This window comes from Litorilituus sediminis (assembly GCF_004295665.1).
Classification (GTDB): Bacteria; Pseudomonadota; Gammaproteobacteria; order Enterobacterales; family Alteromonadaceae; genus Colwellia; species Colwellia sediminis.
In genome coordinates, this window is record NZ_CP034759.1 from 1,364,683 (window position 1) to 1,388,562 (window position 23,880).

Genomic DNA, 23,880 nt, shown 5'->3' on the forward strand with positions numbered 1-23,880 from the left:
ATTAATTTTCATAGCGTACTCAGTAACTTACCAACAAAAAGGCATTACAAAGCATGATTTATTGTAAATTCTCCCCTTAATTCTCAAGCTATTTTCTGACCAGATGGTATAAAAACAATACAACTTTTAAGCAATATTTAAGCATTGAGCTATTACTTTAACCTTACGTAATCACCTTATTGATAAAACTGGCAAGCAACCATGCACTATAAAAACCACACTATCCCGCTAACGATAAATAAAGCATTAAGTATATTAAGCTATCAAAACAGTGCAGAACTCATGCAAATGAGCAATGTTAATGTCATAATCAGGTAACTATTCACATTAATAACAGCGATGCTTAGCAATGTCTTACTCGCACATAAAGAGACAACACCCACACGCTATCAACTTCGGCGCTATCGTATTTCACTTCTGCTTTTCTTAGGTATGGCGAGTGGGATGAGTGGCTCGCTATCTGCGATTAAAGCTAGGAGCATCTAAATCGGCTATACTTAACTAGTCTTAGTCGCTTGTTAAATCCACAAGCGAAAAAAAGCAAAAGGCCCAACACTTTCATATCGGGCTCTCTTTAATTAGACGCTTAGCGATGTCCTACTCGCACATAAAGAGACAACACCCACACACTATCAACTTCGGCACTACTGCATTGCACTTCTGCTTTTCTTAGGTATGGCGAATGGTATGAGTGGCTCGCTATCTGCTATAAAAGCTAGGAGCAGCTTAATCAGCGATAATTAACTAAGCTTAGTAGCTTGTTAAATTACCGGACGCAGAAAAGCAAAAAGCCCGACACTTTCGTATCGGGCTTTTCTTAAATAGGTGCTTAGCAATGTCCTACTCTCACATGGGAACTCCCACACTACCATCGGCGCTATTGCATTTCACTTCTGAGTTCGGAATGGGATCAGGTGGTTCTACAATGCTATTGTCGCTAAGCAAAAAAGGACAATCTCGAAAACTTAATATAAATCTTAACTCTTGTAACTTAGTGCGTGATGTTCATCAGCTTCATACACAAAACCACTTAGGCGTTGTATGGTTAAGCCTCACGGGCAATTAGTATCAGTTAGCTCAAGGCCTCACAACCCTTACACACCTGACCTATCAACGTCGTAGTCTCCAACGACCCTTTAGGGGACTTAAAGTCCCAGTGAGAACTCATCTTAAAGCCTGCTTCCCGCTTAGATGCTTTCAGCGGTTATCAGTTCCGAACGTAGCTACCGGGCAATGCCATTGGCATGACAACCCGAACACCAGAGGTTCGTCCACTCCGGTCCTCTCGTACTAGGAGCAGCCCTCTTCAATTCTCAAACGCCCACGGCAGATAGGGACCGAACTGTCTCACGACGTTCTAAACCCAGCTCGCGTACCACTTTAAATGGCGAACAGCCATACCCTTGGGACCGACTTCAGCCCCAGGATGTGATGAGCCGACATCGAGGTGCCAAACACCGCCGTCGATATGAACTCTTGGGCGGTATCAGCCTGTTATCCCCGGAGTACCTTTTATCCGTTGAGCGATGGCCCTTCCATACAGAACCACCGGATCACTATGACCTACTTTCGTACCTGCTCGACGTGTCTGTCTCGCAGTTAAGCTGGCTTATGCCATTGCACTAACCGTACGATGTCCGACCGTACTTAGCCAACCTTCGTGCTCCTCCGTTACTCTTTGGGAGGAGACCGCCCCAGTCAAACTACCCACCAGACAGTGTCCCCAACCCGGATTACGGGCCTAGGTTAGAACATCACGCATACAAGGGTGGTATTTCAAGGATGGCTCCACCATATCTGGCGACATGGTTTCAAAGCCTCCCACCTATCCTACACATGTAGGAGCAATGTTCACTGTCAAGCTATAGTAAAGGTTCACGGGGTCTTTCCGTCTAGCCGCGGGTATACGGCATCTTAACCGCAATTTCAATTTCACTGAGTCTCGGGTGGAGACAGTGTGGCCATGATTACGCCATTCGTGCAGGTCGGAACTTACCCGACAAGGAATTTCGCTACCTTAGGACCGTTATAGTTACGGCCGCCGTTTACCGGGGCTTCGATCATGAGCTTCGCAGAGCTAACCCAATCAATTAACCTTCCGGCACCGGGCAGGCGTCACACCGTATACGTCATCTTTCGATTTTGCACAGTGCTGTGTTTTTAATAAACAGTTCCAGCCACCTGGTTACTTCGACCGACTTCAGCTTAGGGAGCAAGTCCCATCACCATAGTCGGCGTACCTTCTCCCGAAGTTACGGTACTATTTTGCCTAGTTCCTTCACCCGAGTTCTCTCAAGCGCCTTAGTATTCTCTACCTAACCACCTGTGTCGGTTTGGGGTACGGTTCCTATATATCTGACGCTTAGAAGCTTTTCCTGGAAGTATGGCATCAACAACTTCTGCTCCGTAGAGCATCGTCTCGTATCTCAGTCTTAGAATCCCGGATTTGCCTAAGATTCCAACCTACGTACTTTCACATGGACAACCAACGCCATGCTTGTTTAGCCTTCTCCGTCCCTCCTTCGCAATATATAGAAGTACAGAAATATTAATCTGTTTCCCATCGACTACGCGTTTCCGCCTCGCCTTAGGGGCCGACTTACCCTGCCCTGATTAACATGGGACAGGAAACCTTGGTCTTTCGGCGTGGGGGTTTTTCACCCCCATTATCGTTACTCATGTCAGCATTCGCACTTCTGATACCTCCAGCAAACCTCTCGATTCACCTTCAACGGCTTACAGAACGCTCCCCTACCACTCAACATAAATGTTGAATCCGCAGCTTCGGTGCATAGTTTAGCCCCGTTACATCTTCCGCGCAGACCGACTCGACTAGTGAGCTATTACGCTTTCTTTAAAGGATGGCTGCTTCTAAGCCAACCTCCTAGCTGTCTATGCCTTTCCACATCGTTTCCCACTTAACTATGACTTTGGGACCTTAGCTGGCGGTCTGGGTTGTTTCCCTCTTCACGATGGACGTTAGCACCCACCGTGTGTCTCCCGGATATCACTCACTGGTATTCGGAGTTTGCAAAGGGTTGGTAAGTCGGGATGACCCCTAGCCTTAACAGTGCTCTACCCCCAGTGGTGTTCGTCCGAGGCTCTACCTAAATAGATTTCGGGGAGAACCAGCTATCTCCCGGCTTGATTAGCCTTTCACTCCGACCCACAAGTCATCACCGCATTTTTCAACATACGTGTGTTCGGTCCTCCAGTTGATGTTACTCAACCTTCAACCTGCCCATGGGTAGATCGCCGGGTTTCGGGTCTATACCCTGCAACTAAACGCGCAGTTAACACTCGCTTTCGCTACGGCTCCCCTAATCGGTTAACCTTGCTACAGAATATAAGTCGCTGACCCATTATACAAAAGGTACGCAGTCACCCTCGAGGGGCTCCCACTGCTTGTACGTATGCGGTTTCAGGTTCTATTTCACTCCCCTCACAGGGGTTCTTTTCGCCTTTCCCTCACGGTACTGGTTCACTATCGGTCAGTTAGGAGTATTTAGCCTTGGAGGATGGTCCCCCATGTTCAGACAAAGTTTCACGTGCTCCGTCCTACTCGATTTCACGGTAAGTTTGTTGTCGTATACGGGACTATCACCCTGTATCGTTGTCCTTTCCAGAACATTCTACTAACTTACAAACCGCTTAAGGGCTAATTCCCGTTCGCTCGCCGCTACTAAGGAAATCTCGGTTGATTTCTTTTCCTCGGGGTACTTAGATGTTTCAGTTCTCCCGGTTTGCCTCTTTATGCTATGTATTCACATAAAGATACTGTCTTATGACAGTGGGTTTCCCCATTCAGAAATCCTAGGTTATAACGGTTTTTATCACCTTACCTAGGCTTATCGCAGATTAACACGTCTTTCATCGCCTCTAACTGCCAAGGCATCCACCACATACGCTTAGTCACTTAACCATACAACCCTAAGTAGTCTTAGTAGACCTTGGTGACTAAACCAAGGCAATTGTAAAGTCTGACATTTTCACGCACTTTCACTTAACTTTCGTTAAAGTGATGAGTTACTTGAATAAGAGTTAATAGTCTTTCAACTATTGGTCTAAATGATTAAGGAATACATCATTTAGCTATTGTTGGTATTTATACTTATGTGATTGAAGCGCGACACTTCGCACACCATATAAACACCGGGTATTTATATCAGCTTTCCAGATTGTTAAAGAGCGTCAAACTAGCACACATTCGGCTAATTCGTGATTCCCCTCCTTGCGGAGAGTAAAAACCAAACTTAAATTGTTCATTGAACCGCTTAAGTTTGGCTTCTTTCTTTAGTCAAGAGTAATGATGGTGGAGCTAAGCAGGATCGAACTGCTGACCTCCTGCGTGCAAGGCAGGCGCTCTCCCAGCTGAGCTATAGCCCCATCTTGTCACCTAAGGCAGGTGTACTCTTTTAATTTCGTTATCATGTAATTTGTGTGAACACTCAACAAAGCATTGTTTTACTTCAAGATAAGGAGGTGATCCAACCCCAGGTTCCCCTAGGGTTACCTTGTTACGACTTCACCCCAGTCATGAAACACAAAGTGGTGACCGTCCTCCCGAAGGTTAAACTAGCCACTTCTTTTGCATCCCACTCCCATGGTGTGACGGGCGGTGTGTACAAGGCCCGGGAACGTATTCACCGTGGCATTCTGATCCACGATTACTAGCGATTCCGACTTCATGGAGTCGAGTTGCAGACTCCAATCCGGACTACGACGTACTTTGTGGGATTCGCTCCACCTCGCGGTATTGCTGCCCTCTGTATACGCCATTGTAGCACGTGTGTAGCCCATCCCGTAAGGGCCATGATGACTTGACGTCGTCCCCACCTTCCTCCGGTTTATCACCGGCAGTCTCCTTAGAGTTCCCGCCACTACGCGCTGGCAAATAAGGATAGGGGTTGCGCTCGTTGCGGGACTTAACCCAACATTTCACAACACGAGCTGACGACAGCCATGCAGCACCTGTCACTGCGTTCCCGAAGGCACAATTCTATCTCTAGAAAATTCGCAGGATGTCAAGGGATGGTAAGGTTCTTCGCGTTGCATCGAATTAAACCACATGCTCCACCGCTTGTGCGGGCCCCCGTCAATTCATTTGAGTTTTAACCTTGCGGCCGTACTCCCCAGGCGGTCAACTTAGCGCGTTAGCTACGCCACCCACTGCTCAAGGCAACAGACGGCTAGTTGACATCGTTTACGGCGTGGACTACCAGGGTATCTAATCCTGTTTGCTCCCCACGCTTTCGTGCCTCAGCGTCAGTATCTGTCCAGGTGGCCGCCTTCGCCACTGATGTTCCTTCCAATCTCTACGCATTTCACCGCTACACTGGAAATTCCACCACCCTCTACAGTACTCTAGTTTGCCAGTTCAAAATGCAGTTCCAAGGTTGAGCCCTGGGCTTTCACATCTTGCTTAACAAACCGCCTACGCACGCTTTACGCCCAGTAATTCCGATTAACGCTTGCACCCCTCGTATTACCGCGGCTGCTGGCACGAAGTTAGCCGGTGCTTCTTCTGTAGGTAACGTCACAGATGTTGAGTATTAATCAACACCCTTTCCTCCCTACTGAAAGTGCTTTACAACCCTAGGGCCTTCTTCACACACGCGGCATGGCTGCATCAGGGTTTCCCCCATTGTGCAATATTCCCCACTGCTGCCTCCCGTAGGAGTCTGGGCCGTGTCTCAGTCCCAGTGTGGCTGATCATCCTCTCAAACCAGCTAGAGATCGTCGCCTTGGTGAGCCATTACCTCACCAACTAGCTAATCTCACTTGGGCTAATCTTTAGGCAAGAGGTCCGAAGAGCCCCCCCTTTGGTCCGTAGACATTATGCGGTATTAGCAGTCGTTTCCAACTGTTGTCCCCCACCTAAAGGCATATTCCCAAGCATTACTCACCCGTCCGCCGCTCGACGCCGAAGTACAAGTACTTCTCGTTTCCGCTCGACTTGCATGTGTTAAGCCTGCCGCCAGCGTTCAATCTGAGCCATGATCAAACTCTTCAATTAAAAAATCGTTTGTGCATCATAAGATGCGACTCAATGAATTCTGTACATATAAAACTTGCATTACTATTAAATAGTAAGAATAGTTTTGTGTGTCATTCATCATTAAGTTGTTTTACGTCCAATGGACTTTTATAAAATCAACATCAATGTGAGTGCCCACACAAATTGCATGATAACTAATTGTTAAAGAATCTCTGCGAGAAGATATAAATCGCATTCGTTTATATCTGATGCTCCGTAAGCTTTGCCCCGAAGCGGATGCGCATTGTACGCTTCCTAGTTTTGATGTCAACGTTTTTTTTAACTTATTTCAAATTAATTTTTAACGTTATCTCAAGCTAATCTTTCATATTTGATTGAGTTAACTTGTCAAAACTAACTTCTTAAGTCTCCCTGAGAAGTGGATGCGCATTTTAGACACTTTTCTTCTTAGGTCAACCCTTATTTGCAATTAATTTTAAAACAACATTCATTTGTATAATTAAACAGCAAAAAAGCCAATTTATAAGGCAAACACTGACAAAAAAGCTCTTAACTAGAAAGCAAAGCGATTCAAATAAAGGTTATTCGCTAAATATAAAACTAATGGGTAATTGCTTTAACCAATTTAACAAATAAATATTTAATCAAACAAAAAAGGGTAATAAATAACTATCGTACAAAATATCAATTATGCAAATTAAAAAGCCGCTATTTCTTTACTGAGTTGTCACGTACGTTTTCAAGAACACCACTCAAGTAAACAATCTAACTATATATCTATAACTCTATATTACTCTTATCAGCCATCTATAATTAAAATAGCCTAGTTGGAATGAGTAATTAGCTTCGAAATAACAGTCATTTGTCATCAAGCGTTATATTTGATAGCGTACATTAATTGAATTTACAGTGATTGTGTTCTACAACTTACTATGATGTAGAACACTATTTTTGAAGTGTTACTAAGGGTTTATTATGAATACTAAGGTTAAGCATTTACCTAAGGAGTTTACCTACTGCCTGCTAGCAATTTCTATTGCAATAGTAGGAAATCTTTATAGCCCCCCTGTAGCAGCAAAGGATATTGCTATATATCGCTGGGTTGATAAAAATAATGTCGTCCACTTTAGTCAGAATTTACCCAAAGATGATAATTATACACAACTAACCACTGTCTCATCCTTCAAGGCGCTTTCGAAAAAAGAGCGCCAAGCTCTAAAAGAAAGGGATGCCGCTGAAAAAGTATTGGCAGAAGAAAAAGAGCAGCTAGTTGCCAATGAAGAAACCTTTAAGCGAAATTGCCAAGCCGCTAAAGATAATATAAAGATGTTAAGCTCATTTAATGAAGTACTCATAACGGAAGAAAATAGCGATGGCACAACCACTAATCGAGTTTTATCCGACCAAGAAAAACAAGAGCAACTAGCGTTAAGTAAAAAACATATGGGATTGTATTGTAGAGAGGAATAGAACTAGACGTTCTCACATGTGTGTTATCAAAGTGCCCAATACGAACTCATTGGGCACTATTGTTTAAATGAAATAGTTTAGATAAAGCAAAAGTTAGCTAAAAACTAATTCCCCCGCTTCAACAGATACCTCAATTGTTTTGCCTTTTTCAAACTCATTAGCCAGTAATTTTTGCGCTAATGGGTTTTCTATCTCTTGTTGAATCGCTCTTTTTAATGGTCTTGCGCCAAAAATAGGGTCAAAACCAGCGGCTGCAATCATAGATAATGCCTCAGGGTGAACTTTAAGACTCAGCTCTTGCTCAGTTAATCTATCTGCTAGTGCTTGAATTTGAATACCAGCTATGCGCTCTATTTGCTCAGCAATTAACGGATGGAATACCACAGATTCATCAACGCGGTTGATAAACTCAGGTTTAAAGTGATGACCTAGTTCGTTCATTACTTGCGCTTTAATTTGTTGATAATTTTCATCACCAGCAAACTCTTGAATAATATCTGAGCCAATATTAGACGTCATAATAATTACAGTATTTTTAAAGTCTACAGTACGACCTTGGCCATCGGTAAGGCGGCCATCATCTAGTACTTGCAATAGAATATTAAACACATCAGGGTGCGCTTTTTCCACTTCATCTAAGAGAATGACAGAATAAGGTTTACGCCTTACGGCTTCAGTTAAATAACCACCTTCTTCATAGCCCACATATCCTGGGGGAGCACCAACCAAACGCGCAACCGAATGCTTCTCCATAAACTCAGACATATCAATTCGGATCAAAGAGTCTTCACTATCAAATAAGAAATAGGCAAGCGCTTTGGTTAATTCCGTTTTACCCACCCCTGTTGGCCCTAAAAACAAAAACGAACCTATAGGCTGATTTGGGTCAGCAAGACCAGCTCGAGAACGTCTGATAGCATTCGCTACCGATGATACAGCTTCATCTTGACCAATCACTTTCTCATGTAATTGTGTTTCCATTTGCAATAGCTTGTCACGTTCTTGCTCCAGCATTTTCGATACAGGTATTCCTGTTGCTCGACTTAATACATCAGCAATCTCAACATCAGTGACCTTGTTAGCAAGCAAACTCATTTCTTGCATTTCTGCTTGGCTCGCCAAATCTAGTTGTTTTTCAAGCTCAGGTAACTTGCCATATTGCAACTCAGACATGCGATTTAGATCACCGGTTCTTCTAGCGGATTCTAATTCAATTCTCGCTTGTTCCAGCTCTTCTTTAATGGCTTGAGTACCGTAAAGTGCCGCTTTTTCTGTTGTCCAAATTTCATCAAGTTCATCATATTTCTGTTGGTTTTGACGAATTTGTTCTGAAATAAGTGCTAAACGTTTGATTGATGCTTCATCAGATTCTTTTTCAACTGCTTTTTGCTCTAGCTTTAATTGAATAAGCTTACGCTCTAATCTATCTAGGTCTTCAGGTTTAGAGTCCATCTGCAAGCGTATGCTCGATGCTGCTTCATCAATCAAATCAATTGCCTTATCAGGCAATTGCCTATCACTAATATAGCGGTGAGATAAACTCGCAGCAGCAACGATAGCAGGATCGGTTATATTCACCGAGTGATGTAATTCATAACGTTCTTTTAAACCACGTAAAATAGCGATGGTATCTTCTACGCTTGGCTCATCTACTAATACTTTTTGGAAACGACGCTCCAAAGCAGCATCTTTTTCGATGTACTGCCTGTATTCATCGAGTGTTGTTGCTCCTACACAGTGCAAGTCACCACGCGCTAAGGCAGGTTTTAGCATATTACCCGCATCCATAGCACCATCTGTTTTTCCTGCACCCACCATAGTGTGTAATTCATCAATAAAGAGAATTACCTGCCCTTCTTCATGAGCAAGTTCGTTTAAGACAGCTTTTAACCTCTCTTCAAACTCTCCTCGATACTTAGCACCGGCAACTAAAGCCCCCATATCCAAAGAAAGTACACGTTTATTTTTTAACCCTTCTGGAACTTCATGGTCAACAATACGTTGTGCAAGCCCTTCCACTATGGCCGTTTTACCTACACCTGGTTGACCAATCAATACGGGATTATTTTTAGTACGGCGCTGCAATACTTGTAACGTTCTACGTATCTCATCATCTCGTCCAATAACAGGGTCTAATTTTCCCTGCTCAGCTCTTTCTGTTAGGTCAATGGTATATTTCTGCAAGGCTTGACGAACATCTTCAGCATTTTGCTCTTCAACCTTTTGTCCGCCACGAATGTGTTCAATAGCTGCCTTTATTCTTTGCTCATTAGCGCCTAACTCTGTGAGAATTTTCCCTAAAGCCCCTTTATCTTCAATCGCCGCTAAAATAAACATTTCCGATGAGATAAATTTATCTCCCATCTTTTGTGCATGTTTATCACATAAGTTAAATAAGCGACCAGTTGCCGCAGATAGTTGTACGTCTCCGCCCGAACCTTGCACTTGAGCCAAAGACTGTAATGCCTCATCAGTTTTAGTGCGTAAAGTACGAATATCTATACCCGCACTTTTTAACAATGGAATAATGGTATTGGCGTTTTGATTTAATAGCGCCATCATTAAATGAAGTGGTTCGATAAATTGGTGATCTCGCCCTAAAGCTAATGACTGCGCATCAGCTATGGACTCTTGAAAAGATTGGGTAAAACGATCTAAACGCATAATATATCCTCCTAGCTCATGATACTGTTATGAGGATAAATTTTTATTTTTCAATATTGTTATGGAGATAAATAGAGTAAAAATAAGATTAGATTCGACAAATAACCGTAGCCATACGCCCTGTAATGGCTTGTTTTCTATAAGAGTAATATTTTTGAGGCATGGAGAAAGTACATTCATGTAAGCTTTCTATAGAATGAACACCCAGTGCTTGTAATTGCAGCTTGGCAATTTGATGTAAACTTGCTAAGTATTTATTATTACCAATAACAGTAAATGCTTGTTGAAAAACCTCTGCTTGTTGGACAAATTCATCGTAAACGTCCTGCCCCACTTCAAATACTTTTTCGCCAATACAGGGCCCTAGCCAAGCAACTATCTCAGTTACAGGTGAAGACATGGCGGTAATAGTATTAGCAATAATATTACCTGCTAAAGGTCGCCAGCCACCATGTATCGCGGCAACTTCAAGCCCTTCTTTATGGGCAAGTAAAATTGGTAAGCAATCTGCGGTCATAATTGCCAGTGCTAGATGTTTTTGCTTAGTAATGCTTGCATCAGCAACCAATGGCGAAGAAGAAAACTCATTTACTTCGACAACAGAGTTACCGTGAACTTGCTCTAACCATTGAATATCTAATCGAATAGCCGACGTTTCTTTGGCAATATAGCGAGCTAATATTTCCCTATTTTTGATAACATCATCAGCATTATCATTTACATGTAAAGCAAGATTAAACGACTGAAAATCATTATCTTTATTTAGGGTATCTGAAGGAGATATTCGCGTTGTTTGTATTGCTAATATATTATTGGCAGGAAAAATCGCCTGCTCAATGGCTGAGCAGGACGTTTGATGATTACCTTGGTTAATACTCTTGTTGGGCATTTAATTTATTGTCTTCTTGTAGTAATTGCACAAGTTCAACAAAATCTTCTGGAAGGTCTGCATGCCATGTCATTAACTCTCCTGTAATTGGGTGGTATAGAGATAACATTGCAGCGTGCAATGCTTGGCGCTTAAAACTGCGCAACATAGCTAAAAGCTCGGGTGTAGCATTTTTAGGTGGCCTTGGTCTACCACCATAAACAGGGTCTCCCACGAGTGGATGAGAAATATGAGCCATATGTACTCGGATTTGATGTGTCCTTCCCGTTTCCAGTCTTAAACGTAACCTTGTATGAAGCCTATACTTTTCCATAACACGGTAATGAGTAACAGAAGGACGACCAGAAAAAGTAACCGCCATGTGGGTTCTTTTAGTAGCATGACGACCAATTGGCTCATCAACTACACCACCAGCAGTCATAATACCATTAGCCACGGCTTCATATTCACGGGTAATTTCTCTACGTTGCAATGCATCAACCAAGTTAGTTTGTGCGGCAATAGTTTTAGCTACAACCATCAAACCTGTAGTGTCCTTATCTAGACGATGTACGATACCTGCTCTAGGGACGACTTCCAGTTCTGGACAATGGTTTAACAAAGCATTTAATACGGTACCATCAGGATTTCCAGCCCCAGGGTGAACAACTAAATCTGCGGGCTTATTAATAACCAAAATATCATCATCTTCATAAACAATATTAAGTGGTATATCTTGTGGCTCAAACCTAACTTCAGCTTCAACTTCGGCATTAATGGCTATGATTTCTCCGCCGTACATTTTCTCTCTAGCACGTGTTTGAACTTCACCATTGACAGTAACACTGCCAGCTAATATCCAATCTTTTAACCGAGATCGTGAATAATCAGGAAACATTTGTGCCAATGTTTGGTCTAAGCGTTTACCTAAACATGACTCAGGAACACTATCTTTATGTTGAATAATTTCAGCCATTGAATTCTCTTTTACTACCTTTAGTCGTAATTTTAACCTGAGTAAACGCCATAGATACACTTAAAAACAAACGATAAATACATCAAATTGTTTTTTCACTGTGCAAGGCAAGGTTGCTAGGTTAGAATGCATGCAGATATTTTACCCCTTTACTCACGGGTTTGATATTAATTTTAACGAAAACAAATTAGTGATAGCAAAATTCATGGATAAATTGACAATAAAAATTATTTTAACCCTTCTTGTGTTAGCAATATCAGGGTGTTCTTCTATAGAAAAAGAAGAAGAAGTTGTACCAGATAAATCTGCACAGGCTCTATTTGTTGATGCTAGAGCAGCACTTGATAGCGGTCTATACCAAAAGGCTATCCAAATTTTAAGTGCTATTGACTCTCGCTTTCCATTTGGCCCTATTTCTCACCAAGTACAATTAGACTTAATTTACGCTTACTACAAAAGTGGTGACGCTGCTCAAGGTATTGCCTTAGCAGACAGATTCTTACGGTTAAACCCGAACAACTCTAATGTTGACTATGTTTACTATATGCGCGCATTAATTAATATCTCAACAGAAGAAAACCTCTTTCAAGATCTTGCTGGTATCGATAGAACTGATCGAGATCCTGAAGCATCGCGTAGCGCATTTAAAGATTTAAAACGTATTGTAACGGAATACCCAAACAGTAAATATGCTGCTGACGCGCGTAAACGCATGCTAGAAATTAGATCGCGCTTAGCCAAATATGAACTTGCCGTTGCAAAGTTTTATTATAAACGTGAAGCATATGCTTCAGCTGCTAATCGTGGTCGTTATGTTGTCGAGTACTTTTCGCCAAGCCCAGAAGTTGAGCAAGCACTGGTAATGATGATTGAATGTTACGAAAAATTAGAGCTAGATGATTTAAAGAAAAATGCATTGCAGGTTTTAGCAGCAAACTACCCAAACAATAAACTGGTTAATTAATATAACTATTTAATGTTTTCTCTCGTTGTCAAAGTGTAAACACATTTCAGGACGGGACATAAAGAATGGAAAAAGCTGGCTACTCTAAAGCCAGCTTTTTTATTGTGTCAGAAAATTTTACATATTTTAGCAATACACACTAAAAGATTGCATGCTTTACTTTGTAGCGAGCAGCTAACAATACCAAAGCAAATAACATCAATAACATACTTCTTGGCTCAGATATCCTAGTAATATCAGAAAATTCAGGATCCCTAGCCCAGACTGATATATGAGATATACCTTTTCCATCAAAGGTAGAACCTAAATCAAACGTTCCTCCCAAATTATAAGGTGATGATAAATCTAAGCCTCCACCCAGTAATGTATTAAAGTTAAAGTCATAGATAGCAAAGTTTGAACCTCTCTCACAATCAGGTTTTCCTCTTTCTCCTGGTTCTCTTTCACAAACATTACCTGTCTTAAATACTAAAGCTAAATGATCAAAAACACCTTCCCCAAACAAATCAAATAACTGACTGGCAATATCATAATCAGGCATAATAGACCAAGTACCTGCAGTACAACTACCGCCAATAGAGCCTACCGCGCAAGAAAAGTTAATATCAACCACTGAGCTTACTAAAGTTTCTCCTGGTAAGCCGCTACCTGCGGTTGAGTAACTAAAACCTCCGCCTTCATCTTTACCTAAATAAACCCAGCCTGGATCAGTTTTATAATCATTACCATCATCTAGCCCATCAAAATCTTGTAAATCTGAAGGAGAGATAAACGCTAGGTTAGGGTTATAACCTTCAGAGCCATCCATTGCTAACGGATTTAATGGATCTGCTTCATTATAAAATGGATCAAACAAGGTGTTATAAGGATTAAGCGAGCCATCAGGATTACCACCAGTTTGTGCTGCGCCATTAAGTAGCCCATCCCCATACTCGCCAATATTATGACCAGATGGTGATGGCTTATCATTACCACTTAATAAGCCAACACAAGCACTCGCTTCTGTTGGTGGAATACTGGTTGTTGGTGGGTTAGGAAACGGGTCGACCTGTACTTCAGGTACTAGTTGAACATCCGTTAAGTTAACATCTGATGTCGCACACATAGTTGTAGCATTAGCAAATGGGCTACTAATAATGGCAACAAAAAAAACAATAAGTTTAAGCAATATTTTCATAATACCTCCCTTGTGACTATCACAAATGCGTACTGAACGAGTACTATGATACTTGAACAATTGCGTGCATATTTCATACCTAAGGTATTTATTAATTGAATTTCAACAGCCTAGTGTTTGGCAAAACATTCAGCTCTCTAAAGATGTAAAAAAAGCTGACATAAAAAATGCCAGCTTAACTTAAAACTCATATATAAAGTAATTCGCTTATATTAAATAGCGGCTTGATCCTCTTCCCCTGTACGAATTCTAATGACGCGCTCAACATCAGTGACAAAAATTTTACCATCACCTATTTTACCTGTTTGAGCAGTTTCAATAATTGTATCAATACAGCGCTCAACATCTTCAGTTGCAATAACAATTTCCAATTTCACTTTTGGTAAGAAATCTACCATATATTCAGCACCTCGGTATAACTCAGTATGACCCTTCTGCCTACCAAAGCCCTTAACTTCGGACACTGTCATCCCTGTCACACCAATCTCGCCTAACGCTTCTCTAACATCATCCATTTTAAAAGGCTTAATAATTGCTTCAATTTTTTTCATTGCTGTCAACTTACTTAATTTGAATTAACAATATTACAGCGCGTTTAACTCAATATATCAATATCATTTAAGGCTTTAATTTTGCTAAACTAGAGCAACTTGTCTATTACTAGCACAAATTAGGAAACTTTAATGACAACTGCCAAGTCAATTAGCAAACAAGACATTATCTCTGAAATGAAAGTTTTACCTTCAATTGATGTTGAATTTGAAATAAAACGTCGTGTTAACTTTATTAAAAAACAATTAAAAGCCTCAGGCTTAAAAAATTTAATTCTTGGCATTAGCGGTGGTGTAGACTCTTCCACCTGTGGTCGCTTAGCTCAACTGGCTGTTAACGAGCTGAATAAAGAAGAAAATAGCAACACATATCAATTTATCGCAGTACGTTTACCCTATGATACACAATCAGATGAAGACGATGCACAACAAGCCGTAAGTTTTATTCAGCCAAGTCACTGTCTGACCACCAATGTTTTAGCTGGCGTTGATGGAATTCACAATGAAGTGCTACAAGCTATAGCTAAACAAAATTTGCCTAAGCCAAGCGATGGACAAGTTGACTTTTCAAAGGGCAATGTTAAAGCACGTATGAGGATGATTTCACAATACCATATTGCCGGAATACTAGGTGGTCTTGTTATTGGTACCGATCATAGCGCAGAAAATATAACAGGCTTCTTTACAAAATGGGGTGATGGCGCCTGTGATTTAGCTCCCCTTTTTGGTTTATCAAAGCGACAAGTCAGAGCTATCGCTAAAAACCTCGGGGCTCCAGAAATTCTTGTCAGCAAAGCTCCTACGGCAGATTTAGAAGATCTAGATCCAGGAAAAACTGATGAAGATGCATTAGGTATCAGTTACGATCAACTTGATGACTTTTTAGAAGGAAAAGAAGTGAGTCAGAAAGTATCAGAGCATATTATCAATATTTATCAAAAAACTCAGCACAAAAGAAAGGCTATTCCAACATTATACGAAAACTAGATTTTACATATTGTTGACTGTATACGGATTTATTGTCTATACATAAAAAGACCACAAATATATAAAAATGGAATTTTTATGAATATGACCACTAAGCAAGGAAAGCTTTTACCTCAAACTAAGTCTTCGATAGGTATGACGCTAATTGAACTATTAGTTAGCGTCGCTATCATTTCGGTATTATCCTTTATCGCGATACCTAATCTACAACCTTTCATTGTCAAACTAAGAGTTGATAACGAAATATCTAATTTACACCGCGCGTTATTAAAGGCAAGAAATCATGCTATAAACTCAGGAAACATAGTGACATTATGTCCCCTTAACGCTAATAATGAATGCACAACTTTATGGCAAAATGAGCTCAGCGTTTTTGCTGATTTGAATAATAACTTAATATTAGATGAAGCTGATGGTGAGCGGATATTAATTTCAAAAGCAGCAATAAAAACCTCCGACAAACTAGTGTATGGCAGGTATAGAACACGAGTAAGTTATCACCCAGACGGCCATTTATCAGGACTTTCAAACGGTACATTTAGGTATTGCCCTAAAGGATTTGAGCAATTTTCTCGTGCTATTGTAATTGCACGCTCTGGTCGGCTCTATACAAGTAGCGATATTGATAACGATGGAATCGAGGAAACAAGAAGTAATAACGAAATAACATGTAACTAAGGCGAGAACATATTCACTAGATTGAAGGCTTATAAAGTGCTATAAATAAATAAAGCTGTAGATTTATTTAGGTGTTCAAATGCGATGGATTGTTTCCTCTTTTACTAACCAAAAACAACTGTATAGCAACCCATTAAGAAATAAACAAGGGTTTAGCTTAATTGAAGTCATGATCAGTATCGCTGTGCTAGCGATATTAACAACCATCGCCTTACCCAGTTTAGGTGAGTTTATTGTTAAATTAAAAGTTGATAATAAGGTATCAGAATTACAGCGTATGCTATTAACAGCAAGAAACACTGCCATAAATACAGGGCTAAACGTCAGTGTTTGTCCTATTAACGTAAATAGAACTGATTGTACCGGTGCAGCCGACTGGTCAGGTGTGATTGGCATAATATCTCAGAACCAAGTCATTAAAGAAATATCTCCAATAAATGCAACAGATAAGCTGCAGTTTGCATTTGATAGAGTTACCTATAATGCCAGCGGCCAGCTTACCGCCAATAATGCTGGAACATTTAGCTTTTGCCCACATGCTAATGAAAAATTTTCCCGAGCCGTTATCATTTCCTTATCAGGAAGAACATTTTTAAGTAGTGACAATAATGGTGATGGCAAAGATCAAGACAGGCAAGGTGCAAATATCGTTTGTATCTAAATTCTATAGAAAAATTCCTCCCTCACAGAGTTGAGGGAGTTTTTTTATAAAACTTAACTAGTCCTAAATAAAGCAAAAGTGAACTGAATAATATTTATCTAGGCGTTTTACTATCAATCAACTGAGCTCTTGCGCTAGAAAACTCATCAGAATCAGCCACACACTCAAAAGCCTTGTATATACTGACTTTTCCTTTGGCTTTAGCTATCTTTTTACCCTCAATTTTAGGTGCATAGCTAGCAATTTTCTGTTTCGGAATGAACCAAAATACAACTGTTTCAGTGCCATCCGATAAAGCAACATGGCACTTTGCATGAGCTCGTTTTTTTTCTTTCTTCGCACCTAAAGTCTCTGTGCTTACTGAAAGAGCCAGCATCGTTACTGCAGTTAACAAAATAACTCTAAAATAAGTGTTCATATTACCTCTCCCAACAACTTGCCTGTAATGGGTCTTTTTGTCCCGTATGTGTCAATGTAATAGCCGTGCAACCAGTATCCTGAGTTTGTCTATGCTGTGCTGTTGCTGTCAATGTAAACTGTGTGGCATTGTTAGCTATAACAGACGCTATACTATAGTTAGCACTTTGTGTTTCATAAGCAACTCCACCAAGACCTAGCTCATTTAAGTCATCAGTGTAGCGGTTATTATCTACAAAAAACTGCTCTTGTAGATTCGCTACTCGAGTTAACTCAATCAAAGCTTCAGCCCTATTAGAGCGTATTACATGATCTACATAAGAAGGATAGGCAATTGTTGCAAGAATAGAAATAATCGCAACTACAATCATCACCTCTACCAATGTAAAACCTGTTATACTTTTCGTCACTTTTCGCACCATAAACATATCATTACTCATTCTATTACCTACCATATTAAGCGAGCACTCTATTGTTAATTGACTTGTTCCGTAGTTACCATGGAACTCCTACCGGTTTGAACTGACAAGTCAGGCTCATGTACAAAGTAATTAGCAATAACCTTAACCTTAGGTAGCTCTCCTGGCTGAGAAGGAACTGATATAACCGTTGGCGTATCCGCAAATTGACTTCCTATATAGCGTATTTTATCGCCTCTAACTAATTCAGGATCACTATTTGAATTTGACCAATTGAATTTTTTGATGCCTAACGCTAAATCAATCGCATATAGCCATGCCTTACCACCTACATAACATAAATTAGGATTTGGCTCTGGCGGCGTATAAGAATTAAAATAAGCAACATTTTTAATTACCCTACCGGCAGCAGAGCTTTTTTCACCGCTTTGCTCAAAGCTGAAGTACCAACCTTGCTTTAAACTTACTTCCAATGCTTTATCATCAAACGCTTGGCCCGTAAGACCATCAAATGGACCATCGGTATAGTCATATAAATCATTAATAGTAATTGTTGCAGGAATAGGAACGGTATTTCCATCAAAGGTTTGCGTAGCAATATTTACGTCTTTGATCATAAAATATTTATCTAGTGTATCTTGACCTACAGGATCACTCCTATCACCACTGCCAATCAATATTGCATCGTAAGGGGTTTCTTGCTTCACAATAATTGCGTCATTATTTAAATCAACTAATCCTGTATCAATTGTTTCGGTAATAATCGTTCTAACTATTGTAGGTCGGTAAAAGAAACGCCTATCTTGAGCATTTGAAAGTTCATCACCTAGACTAGCCAATTTAAAAACAGTAAATTTATTAGTATCTGCGCCAGGCATATCGACGCGCCAAACATTACCACCAGTATCACCAAAATACAGTCGATCTATTAAACCATCAGCATCACTATCTAATGTACCAATAGTCGATGGTATGCTGTCAGTTCCAGTAAATGTCGTTGTACCTGAAGGTGCTAAACTCCAAAGAAAATTACCTGACTCAGCATCTACCATATAAACCGCTCGACCAGAATTATCAGCAGTTCCTACGCCTGTATTATCTTTACTTATATCGTAGCCTCCACCGAATAAGAGTGTAGGCTTTGCTGTATCACCTGATACGTTCAACATTGAAAAGACAACTTTAGGTTGCGACCAAGATTGGCCTAGCTCTTCAAATGGAGATGCTCCACCAGATAACTTCCACATTTTACTTGGACTTTCTGGGTTTGTTATATCTAATGCGTAGTAAGAGTCTCCACCTCGTCGTAAACCAAAGAACAACCAAGCCGTTTCACCATCATTAACATCGACATCACCATCACCGTTTATATCATTAATATAAAATGTAATTAATCCATCTACTCCGTACATCTTATCAGCGTTTGAAAAGTTATCCTTTAAACCTTTAATATTTGAAAATAACTCTTTCGGTAAAAACGCCCATGATTCAGAAACATAAGAACTAGCCGAATTAGGGTTGTTGTCCTTAAACATATGCAAAGCACCTTGGTTGGTGCCAACTGCAATATAGATATTATCGTTACCATAATTAATTACAACAGGCTTAGAGTGTAGAGGATCACCAAAAACACTAGGGCGCATATCATCTATAAAGCCATCCTTGTCCTCATCGTCAACATCAACCCCCATGTGCCAATGTAAAACCTCATCTATCGCCGCATCATCATCTACTACACCTAAAGCATTCACTAGATCAGCTCGATTGCCATAGCCTGAAATAGCCTTAGTTCTAAAGTCAGCCTCAGTAACTTGAAGCAAACTCCCCGAGCCAACACCTAAATCACTATATATCTTGCGTTGAGATGGAGTGATAGTGGTAAACATTTCAACAACACCACCTTCTGCGACTTTGTCACCATCAACACCACTTGACCAATAGCTAGAAACATTTTGAGAAAACTGTTCTGTATCAAGATCTGTCGCCAACTCACCATTTTTTCCCTTAAGTTCACCACCAACTACTTTATATTTCTTTAAATTCCCATGCCATCTCGGACCTATATCAGGCTGAAACATACCATAATAGACATTATCTAAAGTCTGTGTTCTATCTACTGTGTTGGCTGCTACTGACGCAGAAGTTAGAGAACTACCACCTGTTGTTAAGCTGCCTGTGAACTCATTCAACGCTCTTGTTAGATCACCACTGTTACCCGCATAAAGGTATTCACCACCTCCTCGTCTTGCGGTTTCTTCTAGTAACGCAGCTGCAGAAGCTTGAGCCTCTTCACCAAAGGCTATCGTGAAAGTTCTAACATTCTGCTTATTATCTAAATCAGTATTAATGTCGTTTTCATACATCCAGCTCGCCATTGCTGGCAACATGCTATTACCTCGGTCCCATGTATTAGGTGCACTAACAACAAAATTAGACATATCTGCATTACCTGCTGGGAGTGCTCGTATCTTAGCATCGGCATCAATATCCCAGGTTGGTTCACCATCAGTAATTAAGAAAATATTAATGGTATCGTCAAAACATCTATTGTACGGGGAAATGTATTTATTACCTGACTCGATACTTCTATCTCGCTTAGGGTTTACATCCCTATCATTACCAAAGTCAACATTCTTTCCTGCAAAATAACGTGAGGCCTCATACATAGTCTCACACAATGGTGTCCATGTTTCCGGGAAAATTTCATTATTAATCAAATTCAACAATGATGCCTTTGAAGTGGCTGTTGTAGGCTGAATTCCTTGAATGACTCGGCCACCATTATTTCTGCGATCATCATTATAGTTAAATATTTGTAAACCAAAATCTACGTTAGGAACACTACGAATATAATTTGAAATTTCTTCTTGGAATATTTCCATCGGGGTCTTTGATACTTCCGGAATATTATCACCATGCCACCAACGTAAATAATTGTCAGTATACAAGGTAACTAGGGAACCACTCCATGTAACATTAGAGTCTGCTACATTATTGGTATGATAAATTGGTGATTGCCTGGTGCCTTCTCCATCAACTGGATAGCCTGAAGGTACGGTAACTTCCGCACCTTGATTATTTTTCCATTTAGCGTTAACAGGGGTGGGAGCTAATACGTCATCTTCACAGTCAATGATTTCTATATTTGCGCCATTATTATCTGGTATTTCATTCCAGCGACCTGTATTGCCTCTAAAAGAATACTCTCTAATATGCCCTGTATAAAAGCCATATGTTTCAAGACTTTGGCGGGCAACATCACATCCATTAATTGCATCTAAAAACCTGCGAGCTTCACTAGGGCTATCTGGTACTGGTACACCTACACCATCAACACCGCCCTTAGTAAAATAAATAAACTTATCATTAAATGAGGTTAAGCCTTGTACAGGCCCATAAGTTTTATTTGGATCATAAAACTCCTTAACATCAATAGGATTTCGCCCCATACTACCTGAGTTGTCAAATATTATCAGTACCTTAGGATTCTGCCTTACATTTTGAACTGTATCACTTAAATATAGATCAGTATCATCTGACAACACTAATGGAGATAACAAAAGACTAACTCCTGTACATATCGCCATTATTATATTCTTGGCTACAAACTTTTTCATATTTAACCCCAAAGCTAATTTTCAATTAACTAATCATCTTCCCTAATAAAACCTTAAATAAAATCACTACTGAGTCTTAATCAATTCCTGAGTAATAATTGAGTTCACTTGAATATTACTATTATTTTCTCGACCATAAGGTCTATCCACTTGAACACGCAATTTATTACACTCAAAGGTGTCATTGTCAGAACCATTTTTTTTATGCGGACAAGACAAATCAAGTTGATAGCGATTATTTGACACAGTTATATTTGCTGTTGCTCCTGTATTCGTTCCTGGTAGCAGCAGGTTCTGATCTCCAGCTTGAAAGCCTATCGGATAATTATTTCCTTTAACACTCAGAGCAAATAGATTAACTTGGCCTGGACTGACTTGATTAAAGATCACTTCATCAACCGCACTTACAGCTGCCTGATTAGCAACAGACTTAACTTCACTAGCACCAGACATTTTCATATCAACCGTACTATTTTGCATCAAAGCCGAGGTGACAGCTGTTAATGCAACTAAAAAAACTAGCGATACAAGTAACACTGCCCCTTTTTGCTTGTCAACTTTAATTACATGTTTCATTATCGACTCCTATTCATCATGGCCATACATCAGTACCTGTATTAGTTAAAATAACCGTCGAGGTAAAGAGCAAGCGCCTAAAGTTGTCATTAAAGGTTATCGGCAAATCTCCTAATTGATAGGTGTTGGTATTTCTATAAGTAATATCAGGTCTTGTACTTCTAGCTAAAACAAAAATTTTTACTGCCAAAATTCTTCTTCCCCCTGCGCCATTCCATATTGCCTCTGTCATGCCATTGCCCCCATTAACGCCATCAGCAGATACATACATGTCAATGTCACCATAACCAGGCAAATTAGGATCAATTGTCGTATCAATCCCATACATAAAGCGAATCATTTCAATCCCATCAATAATAGGAGCAAAAGACATTTGGTTAGTAAGTTGTCCTTGCATCAAAACAGGTACTGGATTGCCTCCCTGATCCTCTTCTCGGACATAATATACATGGTGCTGGTATTGCCATACTCGGGCATTATTAATTACTGGCACAGCACCAGGAGGAAAGATAACCCCTTGACCTTCGTTTGCAACCAAATAAAAATTTCCTGCTGGAGCATTAACTATTGGGTTTCCTAAATTATCAACCAATTCATTGGCAACCACTCGCTTGATCTGTATTAAATCAGAGCCTAACTTAGCATCATTAAAACATCCCATGGGGTTGGCAACATCAACCGTTTCTCCCCAGAGCGCTCTAAATGGTCCAACACCGCCAGGGAAAGTACCATTATTTATTCCCCCCCCATTACATTCGTTCCCCGGAGCCGCAGGCACTGGATTTATAGTACTCTGGTCAAATACACTTTTAAAATCATCTCCCCAATAGCTTGCTCTTTGCAGATCTTCAGTTAAAACACTAATGGCAAAACGTCCGTTTTCTTGCATTTCACCATAGTTTGAAGTTTTACTACTTGTAGATCTAATACCAGCAAAAATAGATACAACTCCTGCGAGCAATACTAAGCCGATGCTTAACGCAATAAAAATTTCAACAATGGTGAAACCCTGCTGCTTTCTAGATAACTGTTTCAACGTAACTCTATGCATTTTGCTTCTATTTTTACTTTTAATGACACTATTTAAATAATAAACGCCTGAACTAACACCTGCCGACGTTTTCCTTGAGCAGCTGGACCACAGTTTGCATCCTTTGTTGCATCAATAGTCTCAGCTCTGCCTTCCCAACTTACAACCACTGTAACATTACTACCTACTACTGTTATACAGCCAGTTGCATTAATTAAACCACCAACTCTATCATTATTGGCACTAAGTACATTACCGCCCATCAGCGCTAAGTCCCACTCAAACTGATCATTAATTCTTATTTCATTTACAGTACAGTCAACACCGCTATTGTTACATCGCTGATTTGGCTCAAGGTAATTTCCTTGTCCATAAACTACCCCGTTATCCGCATAATTTGCTAGTGCTGCGGGAGAGTTTGCTCGCATTCTAGAGAGAATATCCTCAGCTAAACTCGAGGCTAATGATCTTTGCATAGCATCAAAGCTTGCTTGCTTAGCCATAGCCTGCATACCTACGGCTCCTAGGATACCAGTAACAATAATAACCAAGGCAATCAGCACCTCAATAAATGTCATACCAGCATTTTTATTTTTAGAATATATAGTATTAGGCATAGCAAGCCCCCAAGCGAACATTTATAAGCTCAGTTAATTTACAAGTAATATTTTGAGCAAGACTGAAGGAGATTGGTTTAAAAATCGAGAGAAATAAATCAAAAAAGGAATAACTATATACAGTATAACTTTGCTTGAACAACGTTTTAGAACATAAAATTGAAGTGACCACTTACCTATCCCCCACTTTACCTAAACCATGGTAATTTG

The 23,880-nt window shown here is 40.3% G+C and carries 16 protein-coding genes, 1 tRNA gene and 3 rRNA genes; 5 read left to right on the forward strand and 15 right to left on the reverse strand.

Going from position 1 to position 23,880, the window contains the following annotated elements; genetic code table 11:
* Window positions 1-827: 827 nt before the first annotated feature.
* From rrf to EMK97_RS06160, 4 genes are all read right to left on the reverse strand, one after another.
* Window positions 828-942, reverse strand: a 5S ribosomal RNA gene (rrf, locus tag EMK97_RS06145).
* Between the two features lie 99 nt (window positions 943-1,041).
* Window positions 1,042-3,922: ribosomal RNA gene (locus EMK97_RS06150) — 23S ribosomal RNA — on the reverse strand.
* A 388-nt stretch (window positions 3,923-4,310) separates the two neighbouring features.
* Window positions 4,311-4,386: transfer RNA gene (locus tag EMK97_RS06155), tRNA-Ala, on the reverse strand.
* 89 nt (window positions 4,387-4,475) lie between these two features.
* Window positions 4,476-6,016, reverse strand: a 16S ribosomal RNA gene (locus tag EMK97_RS06160).
* Together the 16S, 23S and 5S rRNA genes with 1 tRNA gene alongside form the textbook arrangement of a ribosomal RNA operon.
* A gap of 957 nt (window positions 6,017-6,973) precedes the next feature.
* Here EMK97_RS06160 and EMK97_RS06165 point away from each other — a divergent pair.
* Window positions 6,974-7,468: a DUF4124 domain-containing protein gene (locus EMK97_RS06165; RefSeq protein ID WP_130600400.1), complete on the forward strand. Its 495-nt coding sequence runs from the start codon at window positions 6,974-6,976 to the stop codon at window positions 7,466-7,468.
* A 93-nt stretch (window positions 7,469-7,561) separates the two neighbouring features.
* Here EMK97_RS06165 and clpB read toward each other — a convergent pair whose 3' ends face one another.
* The 3 genes from clpB to rluD all read right to left on the reverse strand — a co-directional run bounded on the left by clpB (window position 7,562) and on the right by rluD (window position 11,976).
* The gene (gene clpB, locus EMK97_RS06170) at window positions 7,562-10,132 is read right to left on the reverse strand and encodes an ATP-dependent chaperone ClpB (protein ID WP_130600402.1); all 2,571 of its coding nucleotides are present in this window, start codon (window positions 10,130-10,132) and stop codon (window positions 7,562-7,564) included.
* Between the two features lie 88 nt (window positions 10,133-10,220).
* Window positions 10,221-11,021, reverse strand: a complete 801-nt coding sequence (gene pgeF, locus EMK97_RS06175) for a peptidoglycan editing factor PgeF (protein WP_130600404.1) — start codon at window positions 11,019-11,021, stop codon at window positions 10,221-10,223.
* Window positions 11,002-11,976, reverse strand: coding sequence for a 23S rRNA pseudouridine(1911/1915/1917) synthase RluD (gene rluD, locus EMK97_RS06180; protein WP_130600406.1), 975 nt, complete (start codon window positions 11,974-11,976; stop codon window positions 11,002-11,004). Before rluD ends, pgeF begins: the two co-directional genes overlap by 20 nt.
* Window positions 11,977-12,181: 205 nt before the next feature.
* Here rluD and EMK97_RS06185 point away from each other — a divergent pair, with 205 nt between their 5' ends.
* The gene (locus EMK97_RS06185) at window positions 12,182-12,940 is read left to right on the forward strand and encodes an outer membrane protein assembly factor BamD (protein WP_130600413.1); all 759 of its coding nucleotides are present in this window, start codon (window positions 12,182-12,184) and stop codon (window positions 12,938-12,940) included.
* Window positions 12,941-13,079: 139 nt separating this feature from the next.
* Here the strand turns inward: EMK97_RS06185 and EMK97_RS06190 are convergent, their stop codons facing one another.
* Both EMK97_RS06190 and glnB read right to left on the reverse strand, forming a co-directional pair.
* Entirely contained in the window at window positions 13,080-14,117 is a 1,038-nt protein-coding gene (locus EMK97_RS06190; RefSeq protein WP_130600415.1) for a hypothetical protein, read from the reverse strand.
* 212 nt (window positions 14,118-14,329) lie between these two features.
* Window positions 14,330-14,668, reverse strand: a complete 339-nt coding sequence (gene glnB / locus EMK97_RS06195; protein WP_130600417.1) for a nitrogen regulatory protein P-II — start codon at window positions 14,666-14,668, stop codon at window positions 14,330-14,332.
* A 132-nt stretch (window positions 14,669-14,800) separates the two neighbouring features.
* On the opposite strand from glnB, the gene nadE reads away from it, so the two are divergent.
* From nadE to EMK97_RS06210, 3 genes are all read left to right on the forward strand, one after another.
* A complete protein-coding gene (nadE, locus tag EMK97_RS06200; protein WP_130600419.1) occupies window positions 14,801-15,655 on the forward strand; it encodes an ammonia-dependent NAD(+) synthetase in 855 nt (284 codons plus the stop codon).
* 78 nt (window positions 15,656-15,733) lie between these two features.
* Complete coding sequence (locus tag EMK97_RS06205) at window positions 15,734-16,333, forward strand: GspH/FimT family pseudopilin (RefSeq protein ID WP_130600421.1); 600 nt, start codon at window positions 15,734-15,736, stop codon at window positions 16,331-16,333.
* 79 nt (window positions 16,334-16,412) lie between these two features.
* Entirely contained in the window at window positions 16,413-16,994 is a 582-nt protein-coding gene (locus tag EMK97_RS06210; RefSeq protein ID WP_130600423.1) for a GspH/FimT family pseudopilin, read from the forward strand.
* A 94-nt stretch (window positions 16,995-17,088) separates the two neighbouring features.
* On the opposite strand, the gene EMK97_RS06215 is transcribed toward EMK97_RS06210, so the two are convergent.
* The 6 genes from EMK97_RS06215 to pilV form a co-directional block, all read right to left on the reverse strand.
* Window positions 17,089-17,412, reverse strand: coding sequence for a TapY2 family type IVa secretion system protein (locus EMK97_RS06215; protein ID WP_130600425.1), 324 nt, complete (start codon window positions 17,410-17,412; stop codon window positions 17,089-17,091).
* A 1-nt stretch (window position 17,413) separates the two neighbouring features.
* Complete coding sequence (locus EMK97_RS19345; protein WP_281274962.1) at window positions 17,414-17,851, reverse strand: type IV pilin protein; 438 nt, start codon at window positions 17,849-17,851, stop codon at window positions 17,414-17,416.
* Window positions 17,852-17,886: 35 nt separating this feature from the next.
* Window positions 17,887-21,447, reverse strand: coding sequence for a pilus assembly protein (locus EMK97_RS06225; RefSeq protein WP_130600427.1), 3,561 nt, complete (start codon window positions 21,445-21,447; stop codon window positions 17,887-17,889).
* A gap of 66 nt (window positions 21,448-21,513) precedes the next feature.
* Window positions 21,514-22,023, reverse strand: a complete 510-nt coding sequence (locus tag EMK97_RS06230; RefSeq protein ID WP_130600429.1) for a PilX N-terminal domain-containing pilus assembly protein — start codon at window positions 22,021-22,023, stop codon at window positions 21,514-21,516.
* Window positions 22,024-22,039: 16 nt separating this feature from the next.
* The gene (locus tag EMK97_RS06235) at window positions 22,040-23,059 is read right to left on the reverse strand and encodes a PilW family protein (protein ID WP_246028896.1); all 1,020 of its coding nucleotides are present in this window, start codon (window positions 23,057-23,059) and stop codon (window positions 22,040-22,042) included.
* A gap of 47 nt (window positions 23,060-23,106) precedes the next feature.
* Entirely contained in the window at window positions 23,107-23,670 is a 564-nt protein-coding gene (gene pilV / locus EMK97_RS06240) for a type IV pilus modification protein PilV (RefSeq protein ID WP_170176727.1), read from the reverse strand.
* Window positions 23,671-23,880: the final 210 nt, after the last annotated feature.